The sequence below is a fragment of the Paraburkholderia caffeinilytica genome, assembly GCF_046030355.1.
Classification (GTDB): Bacteria; Pseudomonadota; Gammaproteobacteria; order Burkholderiales; family Burkholderiaceae; genus Paraburkholderia; species Paraburkholderia caffeinilytica_B.
The window spans coordinates 124,851-144,394 of record NZ_JAQQCQ010000015.1 but is presented as its reverse complement, the minus strand read 5'-3'; the positions used below and the strand labels follow the sequence as shown (position 1 = coordinate 144,394).

Genomic DNA, 19,544 nt, shown 5'->3' with positions numbered 1-19,544 from the left:
CCCAAGCATGCGTCGCGCGGACCGCGCTTATTAGACACACGGCGGCGGCATGGACACCCCCTCAACTCGCATTCGGAATCGCACCCGACTGCACAGCAAGCAAGCGCCAGCCCTCAGGTTTTCGGACCCAGACGGCGAGCGCCCGGCTCTCGAACGCCTTGAACACGCCGCGGGTAATCATACGAATCGCCAGTTTGCCGAACACGAGCACGATATCGCCATCGACCTGGTACTGCGGCTCCGTGCGATCGATGCCATGGTAGTCCCAGATGCCCGTGCGCAGACCCTCGATGTAGCTGGATTTGGTGTCGGCAACGCCAGTCGAGTGCATATAGATCAGCTTGTCGTCCAGCAAGCGCTCGAGCGTTGGAATATCCTTGCTCACCATCGCCGCGTACCGTGCGTCTTCGAGTTGCTGAACCTGTTCGATCGCCTGATTTTCTTCACTCATTTTTCATGCTCCTAGATAGACGGCCCGGACGGCCTCTTCGCCGCCGAGGGACCGCATGTCGTCGCCCGACATCACAATCTCGCCGTGAGCGATAACGTATGCGGAATCGGAAATTTCGGTCGCCTGATGAAAGCTCTGCTCCGCCATCAATACCGTCAGACCACGACTCTCCTTGAGCAGGCGAATCTGTTCAATGGTCTGCTTGACAATAGCCGGCGCGAGCCCCACCGACGGTTCGTCGATCAGCAGAATGGAGGGTTCAGTCATCAGCGCACGTGCTATCGCGACCATCTGCTGCTGGCCACCGCTCATCGTGCCAACCAGTTGTGCAGCGCGCTCGCGCAGGATCGGAAACGTCTCATACATCGCGTCGAGATTACGGTTGAGTACGGCTCGGGCGGTCTTGCGCCAGGCACCCAGCAGCAGGTTCTCGCGCACGCTCAGGTTGCCGAATAGCCGCCTCCCCTCCGGCACGATGCCAACGCCGAGATCGATGATCGCCTCCGTCGGCATCTCGTGCAGAGGATAAGCGGTGCCATTGCGCCGCAAAATAATGCTCCCCGAACGCACGCGAACCATTCCGAGGATCGCATTGATCAGCGTCGATTTGCCGTTGCCGTTGGTACCGAGCAGCGCAACCATATGGCCATCGGGTACGTCGAGCGATACCTTGTGCAGCACGTTGACGGCGCCGTACCCGGCAACCACGTCTTGAATAGTCAGGCTAGTCACCGATGTAGGCCCTCTGTACTTCAGGATGACGGACGATCTCGTCCGGCGGCCCGGCGGCGATCAGCTTCCCCGACACGATGCACAGCACCCGCTCGGAGAAACGCATGATCGCGTGCATGATGTGTTCGATCATGATGACGGTGATGCCGCGATCGGCGAGCGCGAACAGGATGTCGAGCACCTCGTCCACCTCGCTTGCGGACAACCCCGCCATCGCCTCGTCAGACACCAGCAGACGCGGATTGACGGCCAGCGCCCTTGCGAGTTCAAGCTTGCGCAGTTCGATCTGCGACAGGGACCCGCACCCCTCGTCCGCCTTGCCGCCTAACCCCAGACTGTCCAGGATTCGCAACGCGGATTCACGTAGCGCGGCCCGGTTCGGCCTCTCCGTGCCCCTTGCACCGTATTCGAGCGGTACGTACAGGTTCTCGACCAGCGTCATGCCGTGAAATGGCTGCGGGATCTGGAAGGTGCGAGCGAGGCCACGCTGCGCGCGCCGATGCGGCTGCATGCGCGTCACGTCCTCCCCGCCGAACATGACGCACCCACTTTCGGGGCGCAGCCGGCCCGATACACAGTTGATCAGGGTCGTCTTGCCCGACCCATTCGGGCCGATGATGCCGATCCGTTCGCCCGCGCCGATCTCAAGCGAGATATCGGACAGCGCGACAAAACTGCCAAAGCGCTTCGTCACATTGTGGACGCCCAGTAGCGTTTCGCTCATGCAGTCCTCCTTCGTTGCGCGGCGCGCATCTCGCCGCGCGGACGCTTCCACGTCCTCAGCAACCGGTAGAGCCCACCGGGCAGGAACACCACGCCACCGACCAGGATCAGCCCGATTGCAAGCAGATTCAACTCAGGCGATACGGTGACGGTCAATCCCTGCTCGATCAGCGACAGAACCAGGGCGCCAATCACGGGACCGGGCCACGACAGCGTACCGCCGAGCAGCGCCATGGCCAGCGCCGACAAGCTGTAGTTCATGTTGAACGCCGTGCCCGGATCAATATATGACGCATAAAGCGCATACGGCGCACCGATTGCGGCCATCAACGCGCCGGATATCGCCGTGGCAATGCACTTCGTGCGTAGCGTCGGCACTCCGCACGATTCCGCGACTGCCTCGTTGTCACGGATCGAACCGAACGCGAGGCCGAGCCGCGAACGTTCTAATCCACGCGCCACCGCAACGCAGGCAATCGCGAGAAACGCCATCACGACAAAGAGAAACGCGGTGTAGTTCGCAAAGCCGAGTGGCGCCGCGGGCCTGACGATCGACAGCCCCTGAGCGCCGCCGACGTAGGGCCAGTTGACGACCGCCGCCTCGAGAATCACGGCGACGGCGATAGTCGCGATCGAATAGTAGATCCCTCGCAGACGGACAGAAAGATAGCCGACGCCAAACCCGAGAAATCCGCCCACCACCAGCGCCGCGAGAATCTGCAAGGGAAGCGGTGCGCCCCACGCCTGCGAGACGGCGACGGCAACATAAGCGCCGATGCCAAAGAACCCCGCCGTACCGAAATTGACGTAACCCGCATAACCGCCTGCAATATTCCACGCCGTTGCGAGCGCGATGAACTGCAGCACCACTTCACCCGCGAAGAAGACATATTCGTTGGTGACAAGCCGGGTCAACAGCCAGGCACTCGCGAGCAAGGCCACGCACCCCACCCAGAACCATGACAGGCGTCTCATCGCATTCTCCCGAACAGTCCGGCGGGTCGCACCGCGAGCACCACCAGCACCAATGAAAACGACACCGCTGTCGCCCACGATGCGCCGAACACGGTCAGCACCACACTTTCCGCGATGCCAAGCAGGATGCCCGCGACGTAGACACCCGTCACCGAGCCCATGCCGGCCAGCACGACCACGGCGAACGCGCGTCCGATATAGACCCGGTCGGCGGACGGCTGCACGGGGCCGATCACTATCATCAGCGCACCAGCGACTGCAGCAGTCGCGAGCGACAAACCGAACGCAAGTTGCCGGATGCGCGCCGGGTTGATCGCCAGCATCGGCAGCGCGCCCTGATCGTACCCGGCCGCACGAATCGCACGGCCTGTCATCGTGCGGCTCAGGTACTGCTGCAAGCCGAACAGCAAGGCCGTGCCACAGACAAAAGAGGCGAGCATCCGGTAAGGCACGCGAAACGTTCCGATCGCGAGCGCTCGGCCGATGTAAGGCGCGTCGACACTCTGGAAGTCCACCCCGTAAGTCAGGATTAGCGCGATTTCGATCAGGAAGGAAATCCCGAAGAACAACGAGAAACTCCTGAGCGGATCGACCTTCCCGCGCGACTCGAAAACGACACGATAGAGTTTGTAGAACCCGACGCCCGCCACGAAGAAAACCGGTGCCAGCAGCAGGCCGCACAGTAGTGGATCGAGCCCCCAGCTATTGAGTGTGTGAACGAGAAGCGCTGCGGCGACCACCACGGCGGGATGTGCGAGATTCGGTATTTCCAGTACGCCGAACACCAGCGCAAGCCCGCTCGCGATCGACGCGTAGAACGCGCCCAGCAGCAGCCCCGAGATGAGGGCACTGAGAAGCAGATGGATAGAGAAGTCCATGATGATGGCCGTCGGACCTATGCGTGCGCGGTCGCGAACGGATGCCTGAATGGCGCCGACTTATAGCGGGCCGGCGCCACGATCGCGAGTTTGCCCGGCGTATGAAATTGCGCGACGTCGTTGTTCGCTACACCCTGGAACTGGGACATCAATACGCGGTTGTCGGTCCACTCCCCTTTGGCTCCAAAGCGGATAGGGCCGGCGATCGTTTGCACTTGATTCGAGTGCAACCAGGCGGCGATCGCCCTGTCATCGGTGCCGCGCGTGGCCTCGACGGCAGCCTGGATCACCTGGCCCGCCACGTACCAGTAAGGCTGGACAAAGTGTCCCAGTGGGTCGACCCTGGCTGCGGCCGCACGCTGTGCGTAGGCGGCCAGAAACTCGGCGCTGCCCGGTTGGCGCAACTTGGGATCGATAGAGAACAGGTCGTAATTGACGATGCCGTTCAGTCTCGAACCCAGTGATTCAAGCAAGGAGGCGTTCTGCACGCCGACCATGCCGCCGCCGAACAACTGCACGCTTGGCGGCAAGCCGATTTCATCGATGCCTCGCACGATCGCAGCAGACTCGGCCGGATACGAGCAGACATAAACGATGTCCGGCTGGGCCTGTTGCAGCGCCTGCAACAGGCCGCTGAAGTCGGTCGTATTGGCTGGGTATTGCTGGTCGAACACGACCTGCATGCCGTTCTGCTTTGCCAGCAGGCGTCCGCCACTGGCCGCAGTCTGCTGGAATTCCGCGGACGCCGCGAGGATCGCGACGCGCTTGAGCCCGTTCTCCTTCCCAAGCTGGAAAAACGCCTGGTAAGTCAGTTGCGGATCGGGTCCCCACGGCCCGATAGAAAAGTAGCGGTCGTAGCCGATCTTCTCGTTCATGCCGATTGCCGCCATCCCGAACAGTACGCGGCCACGCTCCTTGGCGAACGGAACGATCGGACCGGCGACATTGGTCCCGTAAGGCGAAAGGAGCAGGTCGACCTTGTCGACGTCGATGAGTTTCGAATAGATGGCGGGCGCGGAGGCGGCGTTCGACTGGTCATCGTAGACAACCAGTTCCACCGGCCGGCCGAGCACGCCGCCCTTCGCGTTGACCGTATCGCGCCAGACTTCCATGGCGACGAGACCGGACTTGCCGCCCGGCCCGAGCACACCCGTCTGGGCGATGCTAAAGCCGATCCTCAAAGGTTTGCTGTTTTGCGCGAACAGCCGGACACCTGGCATGGCTGCCGCGCCCACCGCCACCATCGCGCGGGTAAAGCTTCTCCTGTTCAACATGATGCGTCTCCGTATTTATAGTGTTCGTATCGATGGTCCGCTGAGCGGCGCCACGGCAAAGCAGTCGCAGGTCCAAGGTGCTAAACCGTCAGGCCAGAGAGTCTCGCAATCACCTTTGCGCACGCAAGGTAGTCTTCGTCGCCGAAGCCGGAGGCTTCGGTGGCGGCCATGATCTGTTCGACCGTCGACCCCAGCAGGACCGGCACGCTAAGCTCGCGCGCGCCGTCGGCAATCAACCTCAGATCCTTGCGCATTTGCGCGACGGTAAAGGTCGGGGTGAAGTCGAGGCGTTCGAGCGCGTCGGCCTTGAACTTCAGATGCGGCGAGCCAATGGCGCTTGCACTGATCGCGTCGAGCGCAACCTTCGGCGCGATGCCGCCTTTCGTGCACAGTGCGTACGCCTCGGCGAGGCTCGCGACGAGCGTGGTCACCATCAGGTTGACCGCGAGCTTCATCACGCGCGCCTGCTCCGCATCGCCCACCACGCGGATCGTCGAGGCCCAGGCCGAGACAATCGGCCGGGTGCGCTCGACCACGGCTTCCGGGCCTGATACGAACGTCGTCAGCGTGCCGTTCGCCGCAGCGGCAACCGAGCCGGAGACCGGCGCACGGAGATAGCCGACTTGCTGCGCGACAGCGGTGTTCTCGATGGAAGCGGAGGCGCTGACCGAAATGGTGCTGGTTTCGATCAGGAGCGTGCCCGCTTTCGCGTGTCGCAGCGCACCGCCCTCACCTGCCAGAAGGTTCAACGCGACCGCGTCGTTGGGGAGCGAACTGATGATCGCGTCCGCGCGGGCGACTGCCTCCTCTAGCGATTCGACAACGGCCAGATTCAGGGAGCGCGCGGCAGTACGACGCTCCTCACTGATATCGAATACGTTCACCACGTGTCCGGCCGCCGCGACACGCGCAGCCATCGGTTCACCCATCTTGCCGAAGCCCAACCACACGATGTTCATCGCTTTGTCTCCTGTGTCTTTGCAACTGCATGTCCCGTCCCGCCATCGGTCAGATACGGATTGCCGCGACGCCATACCCACTGATGAATCTCCACCTGTGCGAAGAGTCCGGCTTGTGCATATGGATCAGCCTTCATGAAGGCCTGGACGGCTTCGATCGCATCGGCCTCGAGGATCAGCAACGAGCTCACCTCAGCGCCCTTTTCATCAAGCAGCGGTCCGGTCTGGAGCACCCGCAATCCTTCGGCGGCGGCATCGAGATGGGCGCTATGGCGCGCTTTCGTTTGTGCACGCAGCGCGGTGCTATCGGGATGATCCCTGGCAATCACGGCGAAGAACATGGCCTTATCCGTTCCGGGTGAGTACGAAATCGTTCGCGAGCTCCCAGAAGGGTCCGCGAACACCGAATTTCTCCGCGGCCTCCGGCGAGTCATTACGCTTGAACTCGCGGATCAGAGACGATTTCACCGCGAACACGACGTCCGAATCGAGATAGGTATCTTCGGCGTCGAACAGGTGCGTCGTGAGCTTCCTGAACCCGGGCGCGGACACAATCGCATGCACGTGGGCGGGACGAAACGGATGCCGTGCCGTTGCGTGCAGCAGTACGCCGACCGGACCATCCGTCGGAATCGGATAAGAAGTGGGCCGAATCGTTTTCATCAAAAACTCGCCGTCCGGCTTCGCGCGATACCAGCCGCGCAGGTTGTCCTCGGGTTGCGACCGGTCCTGGATGTCGTACATACCGTTCGCGTCGGTTTGCCAGATCTCGAGCGTCGCGTCGGGCACCGGCTTTCCGTCGCCGTCGACCACTCGACCGTGAATCACCAGCGGGGTGTCGTCGCCCTCACGCAGCAGCACCGACTCCCCCCATTGCCGCTCAGGTGACCCCGGCACGTAAAACGGTCCGAGAACCGTCGACTCCGTCGCACCTTCTTCCACGCCGGCGCTGACCATGTTGACGAGCGCAGAGATACCCAGGTTGTCGGACAGCAAGATCATCTCCTGCCGCTTGTTGTCGCTGATCTGGCCTGTTTGGGTCAGGAACTCGATCCCTGCGATCCATTCGCCTTCCGTCAGGCGCACATCACGCACGAACACATGCAGATGACGGATCAACGACTGCAGGACTGTGCGCAAGCGCTCGTCTGGCGTATTCGAGTACCGTTCAAGCACCACTTCGGTCAGTTCAGTTTCGGTCATGTTTCTCATAGCGTCTCCGTTTCGATTGAAATTCAAAAGTGTTTCCTGACTGGGCTCGGGCGACACGCCCATTTCCCGGTCGACAAGGTGTCGTTACGGCCCGCCTGCTCCCAAGCTCATCGTCCGAGTAATTCGTCGGCCTGAGCAGGCAAGGCGTTCGAGCTTCGCGGGCAGGTCGTCCGCGAGCAAACGGCCGTGCCGCTTCCGCCACTTGCCGGCAATCATCACGCTGTCGACGTTCGCGAGACTGGCCTGCATCACGACCGCGGATACCGGATCATGCGCCGGGCACATATTGATTGCGGTTGCGTCGATCACAACCAGGTCGGCCTGCTTGCCCGGTGTGACGCTGCCGATCCGCGCCGACATCCCGAGCATCCGCGCGCCGGCTGTCGTGGCCCACGAGAGCGCCTCGCGCGTCGTGATCGTCGACGTCTCCGGGATCTTGCCGCTCGCCTGGCGGCTCGCTGCGTTGTCGAATGCACGCTGCATGCCGAGCGCCGTGCGCATCACGCTGAACATGTCGCCCGACATGATCGATTCGAGATCCACGCCCACTGACGGCGTTGCACCGAGCTCACGCAGCCGGCCCACGATCGGAAAGCCATGGCCCTGCGTCATCTCTCCCTCAGGCGTAATTGAAAAGCTCGCACCGCGTTGTACGAGGCGGGCCATCCGTTCGTCGCTCAGATCATTGCCGTGAACGATGTTGATCCACGGCCCAAGCAATCCTTCATGATCGAGCGCTTCCCAGCCCCCAACCGCCTTTTCCGGCCCACCGCCCTGATGCATCGAAGCGACGAGACCGAGCTCCATTGCCATACGGATATCGTGCCGCGCGACATCGAGGGTCGAGTAATGCGGCCCAAGAATTGCGAGTCCGAGGTTCACAAGACGGTTGCTTCGCTCGAATCGCTCGTGCAACAGGCGTTCAATCTCCTTGCGTGGATGCGGAATTTCAGAAAAATGAGGTTGCCCGGGCTGCGGGTCCGGCTTGGGCGTACCGTGCATGAATGTCGCGCGGATACCTGCGTCGATCAGTGCGTCCAGCGCAGCATCCGTATGCGCGGCCGTTGGATTGTTATGGCACCAGTCGACCAGCGTCGTGGTCCCGCAGTTGATCTGGTTCAACGCACCGACCTGGGTTGCGCAAAAAATATCTGCGGGGGTGAAACAGGTTGCAAGCCCCGCGTGCATCCAGCGAAAGTATTCGAGCAGCGTCCAGTTGGCCGCAACGGTACGCAGCCCCGTTTGCCACGTGTGCATATGGGCATTGATCAGTCCGGGAATCACGATGCGACCCGGGAGCGAAACGATCTCGGCGTCGTGATGCGACAATGAGGGGCCTACCGCGACGATCCGGTCTCCTTCGATCAGGATGTCCGCCGCGGGGAAGTCACCGAGCGTGTCATCCATCGTCACCACCGTAGCGCCTTTGAGCAGTATGCGGGTGGGCGTCATATCGTCTCCTTGCCTGCTTCGATATACGAATCGAATTCATGTTTCGAACGGCCATCTTCGGCTCGATTCGCAAACATCGGCGACATATCCGCAATGCGAGAAGGCGTGAGCAACTGGCGGTTGCTGCCCACGCTCAGCGACGCGATCTCATGCATAAATCGGTTCCAGCGCGCCGACGCCTGCAATGCCGCGCGATGCGACGACCAAGCCTCAGCGTCAGGAAAGAACCGGTATAGCAGCACCTGATTGAGTGCGCCGACAACGCTGCTAAAGCCGGCAAACAGCCCTTCCATCGCAACCGGGTCTTCGACAAGCGCATGCTGCCGAAAGGCATTCCAGCAGGCGGGCACCCCGCCGGCGGAAAAGCTCAGCGTAGTCTCCTCAACAACGCCTGCCTGCTGCTGCGCATTGGACAGCGATGCGTTGAACAGCGGTCCCTGCGCGGCGAGCCAGTCATGGCCGTTTCCCCAGTGAGGCGTCAATTCGGGCAGCGGCGCGGGCACGAGAAATCTACTCTCCTGATGCACAATCAGTGGGCGAACGCGATCGAAGTACGCCTGTAGTCCGGCACGCCCATAAAGCCCCAACAGACGCGTTTGCCAGTCATCAAAACCGTCGTATCGGTACAGGCTGACAATCTGGTCCAGCGAGCCGGTGCACGTCGAAAACGAACCGATCAGACGCTCGAGTATCGGCTGCAAACCGTGCTCGCCGCGTTCGCGCTGCGCATTCCAGAACAGATCGGCAGCACCCAGTCGCAGAGTGTAGGAACGGTGTTCGATCAACATGGCTGGCATACCTCCTGACTGGTTTCGCGCAGAGCGTGTGGCATCAGTCTGGCTCAGCGCCATCATAGGCGCGCTGTAGCAACGCGCGGATCGCCTCTCGTTCGAGCGGCCGCGGATTCGGATACGGCGTTTGCACCACCAGATCAGCGGCACGATCGAGCGAGTCCGCCGCCATGCCGAGTTCCCGCAGCGACCGCGGCACGCCGAGCGACTGGCCCAACGTGTAGAGCCCGGCGACTGCCTGTGGACATTCGAGCGCGCGCGCGATGCGGGCCATCGCCTGCGGCGCCGCATTCGCGTTGTACGCGAGCGCATGCGGCAGGATCACCGTGTGCACTTCCGCGTGAGGCAGGTTGAAGCTGCCCCCGAGTGTGTGGCACAGCTTGTGATGCAGCCCCATCTGCACGTTGCCGAGCACCGTGCCGCACAACCAGGTGCCATATTGCGCATCGCCGCGCGCATCGAGGTCAGCCGGCGCTTCACGCAGTCGCGGTAGCGCATGCGCAAGCGCGCGAATGCCTTCTTCGGCCATCAGACTGTAGACCGGACTGCCATCCTGCGCGTACAGCGCTTCAGCTGCGTGCGCGATCGCATTCATGCCGCTCGTCATGCTCAAGGTCGCGGGCAGTGTCAGCGTCAGTTCGGGGTCGTAGATGACGGTGCGGGGCAAGACGCGCCAGTCGCGCCCAGTCTTCTTGATCCCGTCGTCGGTGATGCCGTATAGGGGCGTCATTTCCGAGCCCGCGTAGGTCGTCGGCAACGCGACGATCGGCAGATCGGATTCGAGCGCGATCGCCTTGGCAAGACCGATCGTCGAACCGCCGCCGGCCGCGACGCAGCCGTCGGCGCCCAACCGGCGGGCGGCGTCTATCGCACTACGCGCAACCTCGATCGGCACGTGCATGACCGCGCTACCCAGCACGCCGGCACATCGGTCACCGAGAATCGCGGCGATCTCCTGGCCGAGTTCCGTCTGCTCCGGCGTGGTTAGCACGAGCGCGCGCCGCACGCCGAGCTGGTCGAGTTCGCGCGATAGAAACCGGCGGGTGCCGGGGCCGAAGAAAACCCGGCTCGCACGGGTTTCGTGCACGAAGGACTGCATGGTCTGCATGGCTTACCTCTTGTCGTGATGGGATGACGCGGCATCTGCGAGCATCTGCCGTGCATAGCCGATCTCGGCGTCGCGGATGCCGTGCCCGGTTGCGCCCTCGATCTTCAACGTCACGGCCGCGCCGGCTTTTTCGAAAAATGCCGCGCTTTCGCGCACGCTGCCGGCTGGCACATGCGGGTCATCGTCCCACGTCGACAACAGCACCGGCATGTGCTGAAGCACACCATGCGCGACGTCGCGATGCATGCCCGGAGGCCCGATCAGGCCTCCGGTGAATGCGACCAGCGCGCGATAACGCCGCCGCATACGCCAGACGAACTCGCTGCACAGACATGCACCCTGCGAGAAACCCATCAGCACCTGCGCTTCGTAGGGGATGCCCTGTTCGCGCAGCGCGCCGGATACCGCATCGAGCCGCGCCAGCGCCCGCGAGAGGCGCGGCTCGTTCGCCTCGATGGGTTCGATGAAGCGCTGCGGATACCACGAACCGTCCGCTGCGGCCGGCGCATGCCACGCAACATCGGGACGCGCGAAACGGCGTACGACCTGCTCGTGCATCCACCTGGGCGACTGTCCGCGGCCATGCACGAGAATGACGGCCAGCGTCGCATCGCATGCGGGCGCGCCGAACACGCTCAACGGCATATGAAGATGTGGATCAGAGTTCGACATCGATGCGTTCAATACTTAAGCGTTTCCAGCGACTCCATGATCGTCGCGCGCTGGCTTTCGAACTGCGGCGCAATCTGCACCTTCGTGCCGAGTTCCTCATAAGGCTCGTCGATCATGAAACCCTCGGGTTTCGACACCGTCGCCTCAAACATCGCGCCGCTCGGCGTGCGCACATAGATCGATTCGAAGTACCCACGATCCTTGCGCTCGGAGGTATCGGTGAATCCGAGGCCTTCCAGGTTCGCCTTGACCTTGTCCTGCACCGTGCGATCCGCCACTTGAAACGCGCAGTGATGCACGATGCCCGCTCCGTAGGTCCAGCTGGCCTGCGGCAGATCCGGCTCGACCACGTAGTCGACGAACTTGCCTGAACCGCCGTCGCCGAACGCGTAGCGCGAGTACTTGCCGTCGCGCGCCGCCTCGCGCGCCGACCAGCCGTTCTCCATGAATTCCTGCGACGTTTCCGTCTCGCGCACGTTCACGCCGATCGTGTGCAGTCCGCGAATCGCCAGCTCGGCCGGCACCTCGCCGTTCGAGTACGGCTTGCGTGCATCGTCGGCGATGCCGATCAACTCGTAGCCGACGCCGCAGGGATGCGCGAAACTCAGCACCTGTTCGCCGAAACGCTCCGAGCGCTTCACGTCGAACCCGTGATCGGCGAGACGCTTCGCCCAGAACGGAATGGCCGATACCGGCACCGACAGCGCCAGACTGTCGATCTGCCCCGCGCCGCGCTGCCCCTTGCGGCCGAAATGGGCAACGGGAAAACAGGTGATCAGCGTGCTTTCCTCGCCGATGTCGTTGCCGTAGTACAGGTGGTAGACCGGGGCGACACCGTCGTAAATGAGCGTCTTCTTCACACTTTTGAGCGACAGGACCTTTGTGTGGAAGTCGTAGTCTTCCTGCGCTGTTCCGACGCACAGCGTGATGTGATGATGGCGCTGGATCGTCTGGTTTGTTTCAGTCATGTTTGTCTCCTTCAACTCGATCGTGGATGGTGTCGTGCGCGCGGGCGCGGCTGGTGGAATCAGCCCACCTGTTTTTCAGACGTCATGGCGCCGTCGACCAGGTCCCAGATGAACCGGCCCGAGGGGTCGCGCTGTTCTTCGGCGATATGCGCAATCAGGCCCGCCGCGCGGCTCAACACCGCGAAGCCGCGCATCAACTGCGCAGGAATACCGATGTCGCCGAGCACTGCTGCCACCGCGCCGGTTGCGTTGATCGTGATGTGACGCCCCGCCGCCGCGTCCACTTCGGCGGCGAGCCGTTCGAGCGCCGCGCAGCGCGCACCGAACGTGCCGGTCTCGCGCGCGATGTGCAGCAACGCGCTGGCGCGCGGGTCGTCCGGTTTGTGTAGATGATGGCCAAAGCCAGGTACCGCCTCCCGCCGTGCGCGGTAGTCCGTTGCGATCCGCCGCGCTTCGGCGGCGCCGTTCTCGCCCGCCGCGACGATCTGGTCGAGCAGTTCCGCCGCGGGCTCCATCGTGCCGACAAAGCGGCTCGCCACCGCCAGCAACCCGGCCGCGACGCCGGCCTGCAGATTCTCCGGCGAGCTTGCATAGATCATCCGCGTGGCGATAGCGCTCGGTGTCATGCCGTGCTCCATCAGCGTCACCAGCACCGCGTCGACGATGCGGCGCTGCGCGTCCGTCGGCAACTTGCCGAAGGTCTGTTTCATGAACACGTCGACAAAGCTCGCCTTACCCAGCAGATCGCCCACCAGATCATCGTCACCGTAGTACACGGCGCGCGTGGTGTAGTGACACAGCGTGGTGTGCGGCGTGTGTTTATCGTGAGACGCGCTCATCAGTGGCTCCGTTCTTTGATGATTGTGTCGCGAATGGCGGGCTTGAGCACCTTGCCGACCGCACTGCGCGGCAGCGAATCGAACAGATGCACGTGCTTGGGCGTCTTCACCGAACCCAGCTCCCGTTTGACGAGGCCGATCAGCTCGTCGACGTCCACGCTCATACCTGGCCGCAGTTGCACCGCTGCATGCACCGCCTCGCCCCACTTCTCGTCGGGCACACCGACTACTGAGCAATCCGCGATCGCCGGATGCGTGGACAGCACCACCTCCACATCGCCCGGATAGACATTGAATCCGCCGGTGATGATCACGTCGCGGATTCGGTCGCGCAGGAACAGATAGCCGCACTCGTCGAATACGCCAGCATCGCCGGTCCGCAGCCAGCCGTCGACGAGTGTCTTGCGCGTTTCCTCTTCTGCATTCAGGTAGCCGCTCATCACGAGGTCGCCGCGCACGGCGATCTCGCCTTCTTCGCCGATCGCCAACGGCGTGCCGTCCTTGCCGACGATGGCCACGCGTGTCATCAGGGACGGCCGCCCCACCGACGCGAGGTGCGCCCCAGTCATTGCGGCCGGCGGCAGGAACGTGATGATCTGCGGCGCCTCGGTCTGGCCGAACGAGGTACACAGCACCGGCCCGAACACCGACTGCGCCGCGCGAATCTGCTCCGGTCGCATCGGCGCTCCGCCGTAGACGAGATAGCGCAGCGCGGCGAGCCGCCGCGGCGCCCGGCGCTGCTCCTCCACCAGCGCGAGAATCAGTGTGGGCGGTGCGAAAAAGATCGTCGCGTCGTGCGCGGCGGCGGCATCCAGCAGACCCGCTGGATTCGTGTGCTCCGGGAAAATCAGCGCGCCGCCCGCGCCCAGCAGCGGCAGCATGTAGGTGGACGTCCCGTGCGTGATCGGCGCGGCGACCAGATAGCGGTCGTCCGGCGTGAGCCCCAGTTCGTGGATCTGCGTCGCGATGTTCGCATTCCATGCACGCAGCGGCTGGATGACGCCCTTCGGAAATCCCGTCGTACCGCCGGTGAACTTGATCGCCTGCGCATCGTCGAGGCTCACGCCGCCACGAGCATACGGACCGAACGCAACCGCGCTGATATCCCCAACGTTGCGCATCAGATCGTCCAGCGGACGCAGCGGCACCGGCACGCCCGCGAGCCGTTCGAGCATGGCCGCATCGGCGAGCACTAGCGACGGCTCGACAAACTCGACAATGCGCCGCAGTTCCGGGTCGCCGTTGCGCGGATTGAGGGGCACCCAGACCTTGCCCGCAGCCAGGATCGCCAGAATCGCCACGAGGTGATCGACGCTGTTCGCCGCGCCCACGCAGACGCGGCTGCGCGGCAACGGATCGAGGCGCGTGAGTGCTGCCGCGCGGGCCAGCACCTGCTCGGCGAGCGCGCTGAAAGTCAGGTTGCCGGCGGGGCTGACCACGGCAATCCGGTTCGGATGCCGATGGGCTGCGCGCCAAAGGAAATCAACAGGGTACATACGTGCTTTCTCCGGGAATGAAGTGGACCGCTCACACCGCAACTATTAGCGGACCGTCAGTCTGTAAGATGAGTATGCGACTTTATTCAAATGTTCGAACATTCGGAGATACCCTGATCCCGCCGGCTGTCAGGTTCTCTCCCATCGCCGGGGATGCTTATGCCGGTTCGGCGAATGCGGTTGCGGGCACGCCAGCAATGCGCGCCGCCGCATGCTCGGCGAGCATCAGCGTCGGCAGATGCGTGTTGGCGCTGGGGATGACCGGCATCACCGACGCATCCACGACACGCAGGCCATCGATACCGTAGACCCGGTAACCGTCGTCGACGACCGCCAGCGGATCGCCCTCGCGCCCCATCGCGCAAGTGCCGGCCGGATGGCCCATTGGCGCAATCGACGACAGCAACTGCGCATCGGACAGTTGCGCGCCCCCATGCGGGCCGGCCAGCGGCTGCGCCTCAGGAAACGCGAGGCTGAATGCACGCCGTCGCAGCGCAGCGGGCGAATTCAGCACGGCCTTCGCACCCGCCGCGATCAGCGCGCCGGCCACGCCGCTGCGATTGAACTGGTTGAGCGCCATACCCGCTGGCAACAGGAACGCTTCGCCGTAGCTCGCGGCGACTGCCGGTTCGCGCAGCAACCGTTCGGCAAGCCGTGCAGCCTTCAACACGCGTGGCGCGTCGCGCGGGTCGTCGAGCATCCGGAAATCGATGCGTGGGTTGACCTGCGGACTCGCGCTCGCGAGCGTCACCGCACCGGTGGAAAACGGCGCATACAGCGCCGAGCCTACCATCGCCACGTCGGTGCCGAACGCACGCGGGCTGACGCGCCCGAGCATGAACAGCATCAGGTCGCCGGCTGGACAATCGGGCAGCCCTGACGACGCACGCAATCCTGCTACCGCGAAGCGCCGTACGTGCGCCTGAAGGCGTGTTGCGCGCGGCAGCGTCAGCGCGAAGAACTGGTACGCATGGTTCTGCAGATTACGTCCGATGCCGCGCCGGTCCGCCATCGGTTTGATGCCGAGCCGCACGAGGTCGTCGGCAGGGCCGATGCCGGCGCGCATCAGGATTGCCGGCGAATGGATCGCGCCGGCGGAGAGGATCACCTCATGCGCATCGAGCGCGAATGTTTCGCCCTTACGGATTACGTTGACGCCAACCACGCGATGACCGTCGAATCGCAGCGACGTCACGCTGGTGTTGGGCAGGATCGTCAGGTTTTCGCGTGCGCGCACTTCGCGGGTCAGGTAGCAGCGTGCGCTCGACGAGCGCGCGTTGTCATCACAGCTAGCGGGCATCGCGAAGAAGGCGTCGTCCGCTGTCGCGTTGATGTCGTCCGCAAACGGAAAGCCCAGCCCGGCCGCCGCGTGCTCGAAGCGCCGCACGAACTCCGGCCATTGCTCGCGCGGCGTCCGGGTGATCGGGCACGCGCCGCGCCACATGCCGTTGCGCGGGTGGTCGTGGTCGTCCCCGGCTTTGTCGAAGCATGCGGCAACGTCGTCCCAGCCGAAGCCACGCGCCCCTGCCGCGGTCCAGCGCGCGTAATCGGACGGCAGCCCGCGCAACGCGAACATCCCCATGATGCTCGAGCCGCCGCCCATCACGCGCGCCTGCGGATACGGTCGTGGCGCCTCTCCAGACACCACCATCGCCTGCAGTCCCGGCCAGAAATAGTGCGGATTGAGCGTGGAACTCGGAAACGTGTCTTCGATATCCGCAGGTGTCGCGCCAGGCGGCGTGTCATCGCCCGCTTCGACCAGCACAACGCGATGCGCGGGATGAGCCGAGAGCCGTGCGGCCATCACCGCGCCCGCACTGCCGCCGCCCACCACGAGAAAATCAGTCGTCACTGTTCCCACGCTAGCTCCTTTTGCCTCAGTGGATTGTTCAAGCGGTGCGGCGGCACATTCAGCGCGGCTGATACGGAGCCGGAATGAAGCGCTCGCCCGGCTTCACACCCGCCTTTGAGAGCACGTAGTCACGCGAACGCGTAAGCTCACTGAGCACCTGACGCTCGTCGACGCTAACCAGCTTGCCGCCGCGCTTGACCACGCGTCCGGCTACCCACACCGTATCGACGAGCCCCGGATGCCCTGCGAGGACCACCGCACCCACCGGATTGTTCAGCGGCGCCATTTCGAGGTTGTCCGCGCGGATCATCACAATGTCGGCGTCCTTGCCCGGCGTCAGTGAGCCGATCCGGCTGTCAAGACGCAACGCCTTCGCGCCATTGATCGTTGCAAACTCGATCGCGTCCTGCGTGTTGACCGGCAGGCGCTCCACCGAATATCCGCCGCGGTCCGCGCGGTCGTGCGCCCACGCACGCTCGACGAGCAGCACGGTGCGCATGACCTGAAACAGGTGGCCGCTGTTGCAGGTCGCGATGTCGATGCCGAGCGTCGGCCGCATGCCCACCTTTAGCAGACGGCCGGTCACGGGCCAGCCGTGTCCCATCTGCAATTCGATTTCGGGTGTCATCGAGGCCGAGCAGCCCCAGTCGGCCATCAACTGGAATTCGTCGTCCGCAAGCGAATTGCAGTGCGAACAGATCACGTCCTCGCCGAGCAGCCCATTGTCGGCGAGCCATGCCACCGGACGCCCCTTGCCCCACGCGCCGTCACCCACATGAACCGAAATCAGCGCATCGAGATCCCGCGCGAGCGCCCAATCGTCGCGCGTGACCGCCTCGGTCGCGTACTGCGGGCCGCGCAGCGCCATGCCGAGCTGCACCAGATCGTCCGACGAAGAAAAGTGCTGCAGCTTCACACGCCGCACGTCCTGCGATGTCGGCAGATTGCTGACCGGCAACCATTCGTCGTTCGAATTGCCATAGCACATCACAAAGCGGCCATGCGAGGCCTTCAGCGCGCCGACCGCCGCATCCGTGTGCTCGGGCGTGTTCATGTTGTGCGACCAGTCGAGCACCGTCGTCACGCCGCCGTTCAGCGCTTCGTATGCGCCCGCAAGATTCGCGATGTAGATGTCTTCCGCGCGAAAATGCTCACCGAGCTGGCCCCGTACGCCCGCGAAGTACTGGTCCAACGTCCAGTCCGCTGCGATGTTGCGCAGCGTGGTCTGCCAGATGTGTCGGTGCGTGTCGACCATGCCCGGCATCACGATCGTGCCCGTACCGTCGACGATTTCGGCACCGCCCGCATCGAGCCCGGGCCCGACTGCGCGGATTGTGGTGTCTTCGATCAATACGTCGCAGTGGTCGACGTTGCCGATCGCCGGGTCCACGCTGATGACGCTCGCGTTGCGAATCAAGGTGCGCTGTACCATCATTCCCTCCATCGATGAATAGAACTACAAATTGTTTTCAAACCGGCGCGCTCCGCGGCGGTTCACTGTCCCGCCGACTGCACCGCGAGCCGGTTCACCACCGAATGCACGCCTGCCACGCCGTCGACCACCCGCACGACGCGCGGAATCTGCTCGCCGGACGGCACTGAACCCTCGAGCGTGACCGTGCCACTCTTCGCACGCACGAACACGCGGCTCGCGTCGAGACCGCGCGCTTTCGCCAGCGTGCGCTCGACGCTCTTCGCCAGCGTGCGATCCGCACGCTTGAGCGCACGCGCATCGCCTGGCGCATCGGACGCGGCTGGCTCAAAGGCCGGCTGCGCATACGCCGTCGTCCATGACACCGGCGAAAAGACAACGGCCAACAGCATCAGACATCCACGAAAGTTCATCTGGTTCTCCCCCGTTTGCGCGCCGCTTGCAATGCGGCATATGAAAATTTCAGAAATAGTGAACAACGCCGAAATATGCCCCTTGCTGACTGCGGCCGGACTGGGGCTGCACATCGCTCACTTCGACCGGAAACGCCGCGCTGCCGCCGTTGAACATGCTGCCGAACGTCGCGTAAAGCGTGGTTCGTTTCGACAGGAAGTAGTCGGCACCAATTACGCCCAACGTACCGTTGCCGCCGCCGTGGTTCACGTTTGCGTGATAGACGGCAGCGATCAGTTGCAGCGGCACGCCCACCTGATAATTGATGCCAATCCACTCCATCTGGTTGCGCGTCGCCGCGGTGGGGTTGGCCGCGTCGGCGAGCGTGTCCTCCCCGGACGACGCGATCAGGCTGTAACCCGCATAGAGTTTCGCGTTGCCGATCTTGTAGCTGCCGCCAATCATGTATTCGCGCGACGCGGTATAGAGGTTCGACAGCTTTCCGTTCGCGTCCCGCAGCTCTTCGTACAGTGCGCGCACGTCCAGAGCGCCATTCGTATAGCTCACGCTGCCGCTCATCTGACGATTCGCGCGGGAGTTTCCTGCCTCGTTGCTCAGCCCCGTCTGCAGACGGAAAGCAAACCCGCCGAAGTTCGCCGAATTGAAGGTGATCGCGTTCGAACGCGGTCCCCAGTTGCGGCCGTAAACCAGCGTTTCGAGACCCATCGCCTGCATACCCGTCGGATCGATCGCCCAGCCTTCGCCGTCCGTGAGACTCATCGCGCGACCAAACAGAATCGTGCCCCAGCTGCTGCCCGACAAACCGACCACCGCGTAGCGATTGAACAAACCGTCCGACACGCCGGTGCCCGCGGTGAACATGTTTTCGAGGTTGAAGACCGCATGCAAACCCGCGCCGAGATCCTCGTCGCCCTTCAATCCCCACATACTGATGCCCCACTGGTTACTGCCGAAGCGCAACAGATCGTTCGACTGCCCGTTCGCCGTTGCCACGTGGTCTACGTAATCAACACCAGCGACCACCCGTCCGTACAGGGTGACTGACTGTGCTTGCGCGGCGCTTATCGATAAGCCCATGGCCGCTGCCACCAACATCCTCTTCGACAAAATCACTTAGATCTCCAATGTTTTTTATATGAAATGAATCTGGTTTGAGCTGTCTGCACGCCGGTCACACATCGCCGGAGTACCTGAACCAAACTTTAGAATTCATTCAAATGTTCGAACATTCGTGGAAACCCGTGGAATGTGCTAGGATTTGCAAAGCGATACTTTTCCGTGCGCTTCTCCCCCATGAACACTCACCCATTACCGCT

At 63.3% G+C, this 19,544-nt stretch carries 20 protein-coding genes; all 20 read right to left on the bottom strand.

Annotated elements, in window-relative coordinates; translation table 11 throughout:
• Positions 1–61: 61 nt before the first annotated feature.
• The 20 genes from PQQ95_RS22525 to PQQ95_RS22430 all read right to left on the bottom strand — a co-directional run bounded on the left by PQQ95_RS22525 (position 62) and on the right by PQQ95_RS22430 (position 19,323).
• Complete coding sequence (locus PQQ95_RS22525) at positions 62–451, bottom strand: nuclear transport factor 2 family protein (RefSeq protein ID WP_408440794.1); 390 nt, start codon at positions 449–451, stop codon at positions 62–64.
• A 3-nt stretch (positions 452–454) separates the two neighbouring features.
• Positions 455–1,159 (bottom strand): ABC transporter ATP-binding protein, encoded by a 705-nt coding sequence (locus PQQ95_RS22520; protein ID WP_408440791.1) that lies wholly within the window; start codon positions 1,157–1,159, stop codon positions 455–457.
• A 16-nt stretch (positions 1,160–1,175) separates the two neighbouring features.
• Positions 1,176–1,907 carry an ABC transporter ATP-binding protein gene (locus PQQ95_RS22515; RefSeq protein WP_408440789.1) on the bottom strand — a complete coding sequence of 244 codons (732 nt, stop codon included), beginning with the start codon at positions 1,905–1,907 and terminating at the stop codon, positions 1,176–1,178.
• Entirely contained in the window at positions 1,904–2,881 is a 978-nt protein-coding gene (locus PQQ95_RS22510) for a branched-chain amino acid ABC transporter permease (RefSeq protein WP_408440787.1), read from the bottom strand. The genes PQQ95_RS22515 and PQQ95_RS22510 overlap by 4 nt, the downstream gene beginning before the upstream one ends.
• Positions 2,878–3,759, bottom strand: coding sequence for a branched-chain amino acid ABC transporter permease (locus tag PQQ95_RS22505; RefSeq protein WP_408440786.1), 882 nt, complete (start codon positions 3,757–3,759; stop codon positions 2,878–2,880). Before PQQ95_RS22505 ends, PQQ95_RS22510 begins: the two co-directional genes overlap by 4 nt.
• Positions 3,760–3,776: 17 nt before the next feature.
• Positions 3,777–5,033 carry an amino acid ABC transporter substrate-binding protein gene (locus tag PQQ95_RS22500; protein ID WP_408440783.1) on the bottom strand — a complete coding sequence of 419 codons (1,257 nt, stop codon included), beginning with the start codon at positions 5,031–5,033 and terminating at the stop codon, positions 3,777–3,779.
• 80 nt (positions 5,034–5,113) lie between these two features.
• Positions 5,114–6,067, bottom strand: a complete 954-nt coding sequence (locus tag PQQ95_RS22495) for an NAD(P)-dependent oxidoreductase (RefSeq protein ID WP_408406533.1) — start codon at positions 6,065–6,067, stop codon at positions 5,114–5,116.
• A complete protein-coding gene (locus tag PQQ95_RS22490; RefSeq protein ID WP_408440780.1) occupies positions 5,989–6,333 on the bottom strand; it encodes a YciI family protein in 345 nt (114 codons plus the stop codon). The genes PQQ95_RS22495 and PQQ95_RS22490 overlap by 79 nt, the downstream gene beginning before the upstream one ends.
• A 4-nt stretch (positions 6,334–6,337) precedes the next feature.
• Positions 6,338–7,204 (bottom strand): dioxygenase family protein, encoded by an 867-nt coding sequence (locus tag PQQ95_RS22485; protein ID WP_408440777.1) that lies wholly within the window; start codon positions 7,202–7,204, stop codon positions 6,338–6,340.
• Positions 7,205–7,288: 84 nt separating this feature from the next.
• Positions 7,289–8,656 (bottom strand): amidohydrolase family protein, encoded by a 1,368-nt coding sequence (locus PQQ95_RS22480; protein WP_408440775.1) that lies wholly within the window; start codon positions 8,654–8,656, stop codon positions 7,289–7,291.
• Positions 8,653–9,444, bottom strand: a complete 792-nt coding sequence (locus tag PQQ95_RS22475; protein ID WP_408406526.1) for an NIPSNAP family protein — start codon at positions 9,442–9,444, stop codon at positions 8,653–8,655. Before PQQ95_RS22475 ends, PQQ95_RS22480 begins: the two co-directional genes overlap by 4 nt.
• A gap of 43 nt (positions 9,445–9,487) precedes the next feature.
• Positions 9,488–10,546: a maleylacetate reductase gene (locus PQQ95_RS22470; RefSeq protein WP_408440973.1), complete on the bottom strand. Its 1,059-nt coding sequence runs from the start codon at positions 10,544–10,546 to the stop codon at positions 9,488–9,490.
• 12 nt (positions 10,547–10,558) lie between these two features.
• The gene (locus tag PQQ95_RS22465; protein ID WP_408440772.1) at positions 10,559–11,227 is read right to left on the bottom strand and encodes an alpha/beta hydrolase; all 669 of its coding nucleotides are present in this window, start codon (positions 11,225–11,227) and stop codon (positions 10,559–10,561) included.
• Between the two features lie 8 nt (positions 11,228–11,235).
• The gene (locus PQQ95_RS22460; RefSeq protein ID WP_408440770.1) at positions 11,236–12,195 is read right to left on the bottom strand and encodes a VOC family protein; all 960 of its coding nucleotides are present in this window, start codon (positions 12,193–12,195) and stop codon (positions 11,236–11,238) included.
• A gap of 59 nt (positions 12,196–12,254) precedes the next feature.
• A complete protein-coding gene (locus PQQ95_RS22455; protein ID WP_408440767.1) occupies positions 12,255–13,034 on the bottom strand; it encodes a citryl-CoA lyase in 780 nt (259 codons plus the stop codon).
• A complete protein-coding gene (locus tag PQQ95_RS22450) occupies positions 13,034–14,530 on the bottom strand; it encodes a class I adenylate-forming enzyme family protein (protein WP_408440764.1) in 1,497 nt (498 codons plus the stop codon). Before PQQ95_RS22450 ends, PQQ95_RS22455 begins: the two co-directional genes overlap by 1 nt.
• A 157-nt stretch (positions 14,531–14,687) precedes the next feature.
• Positions 14,688–16,391 carry a GMC family oxidoreductase gene (locus PQQ95_RS22445; RefSeq protein WP_408406518.1) on the bottom strand — a complete coding sequence of 568 codons (1,704 nt, stop codon included), beginning with the start codon at positions 16,389–16,391 and terminating at the stop codon, positions 14,688–14,690.
• A gap of 49 nt (positions 16,392–16,440) precedes the next feature.
• Positions 16,441–17,817, bottom strand: coding sequence for an amidohydrolase family protein (locus PQQ95_RS22440; protein WP_408440761.1), 1,377 nt, complete (start codon positions 17,815–17,817; stop codon positions 16,441–16,443).
• Positions 17,818–17,876: 59 nt separating this feature from the next.
• A complete protein-coding gene (locus PQQ95_RS22435) occupies positions 17,877–18,227 on the bottom strand; it encodes a BON domain-containing protein (RefSeq protein ID WP_408440758.1) in 351 nt (116 codons plus the stop codon).
• Between the two features lie 49 nt (positions 18,228–18,276).
• Positions 18,277–19,323: a porin gene (locus PQQ95_RS22430; protein WP_408440970.1), complete on the bottom strand. Its 1,047-nt coding sequence runs from the start codon at positions 19,321–19,323 to the stop codon at positions 18,277–18,279.
• Positions 19,324–19,544: the final 221 nt, after the last annotated feature.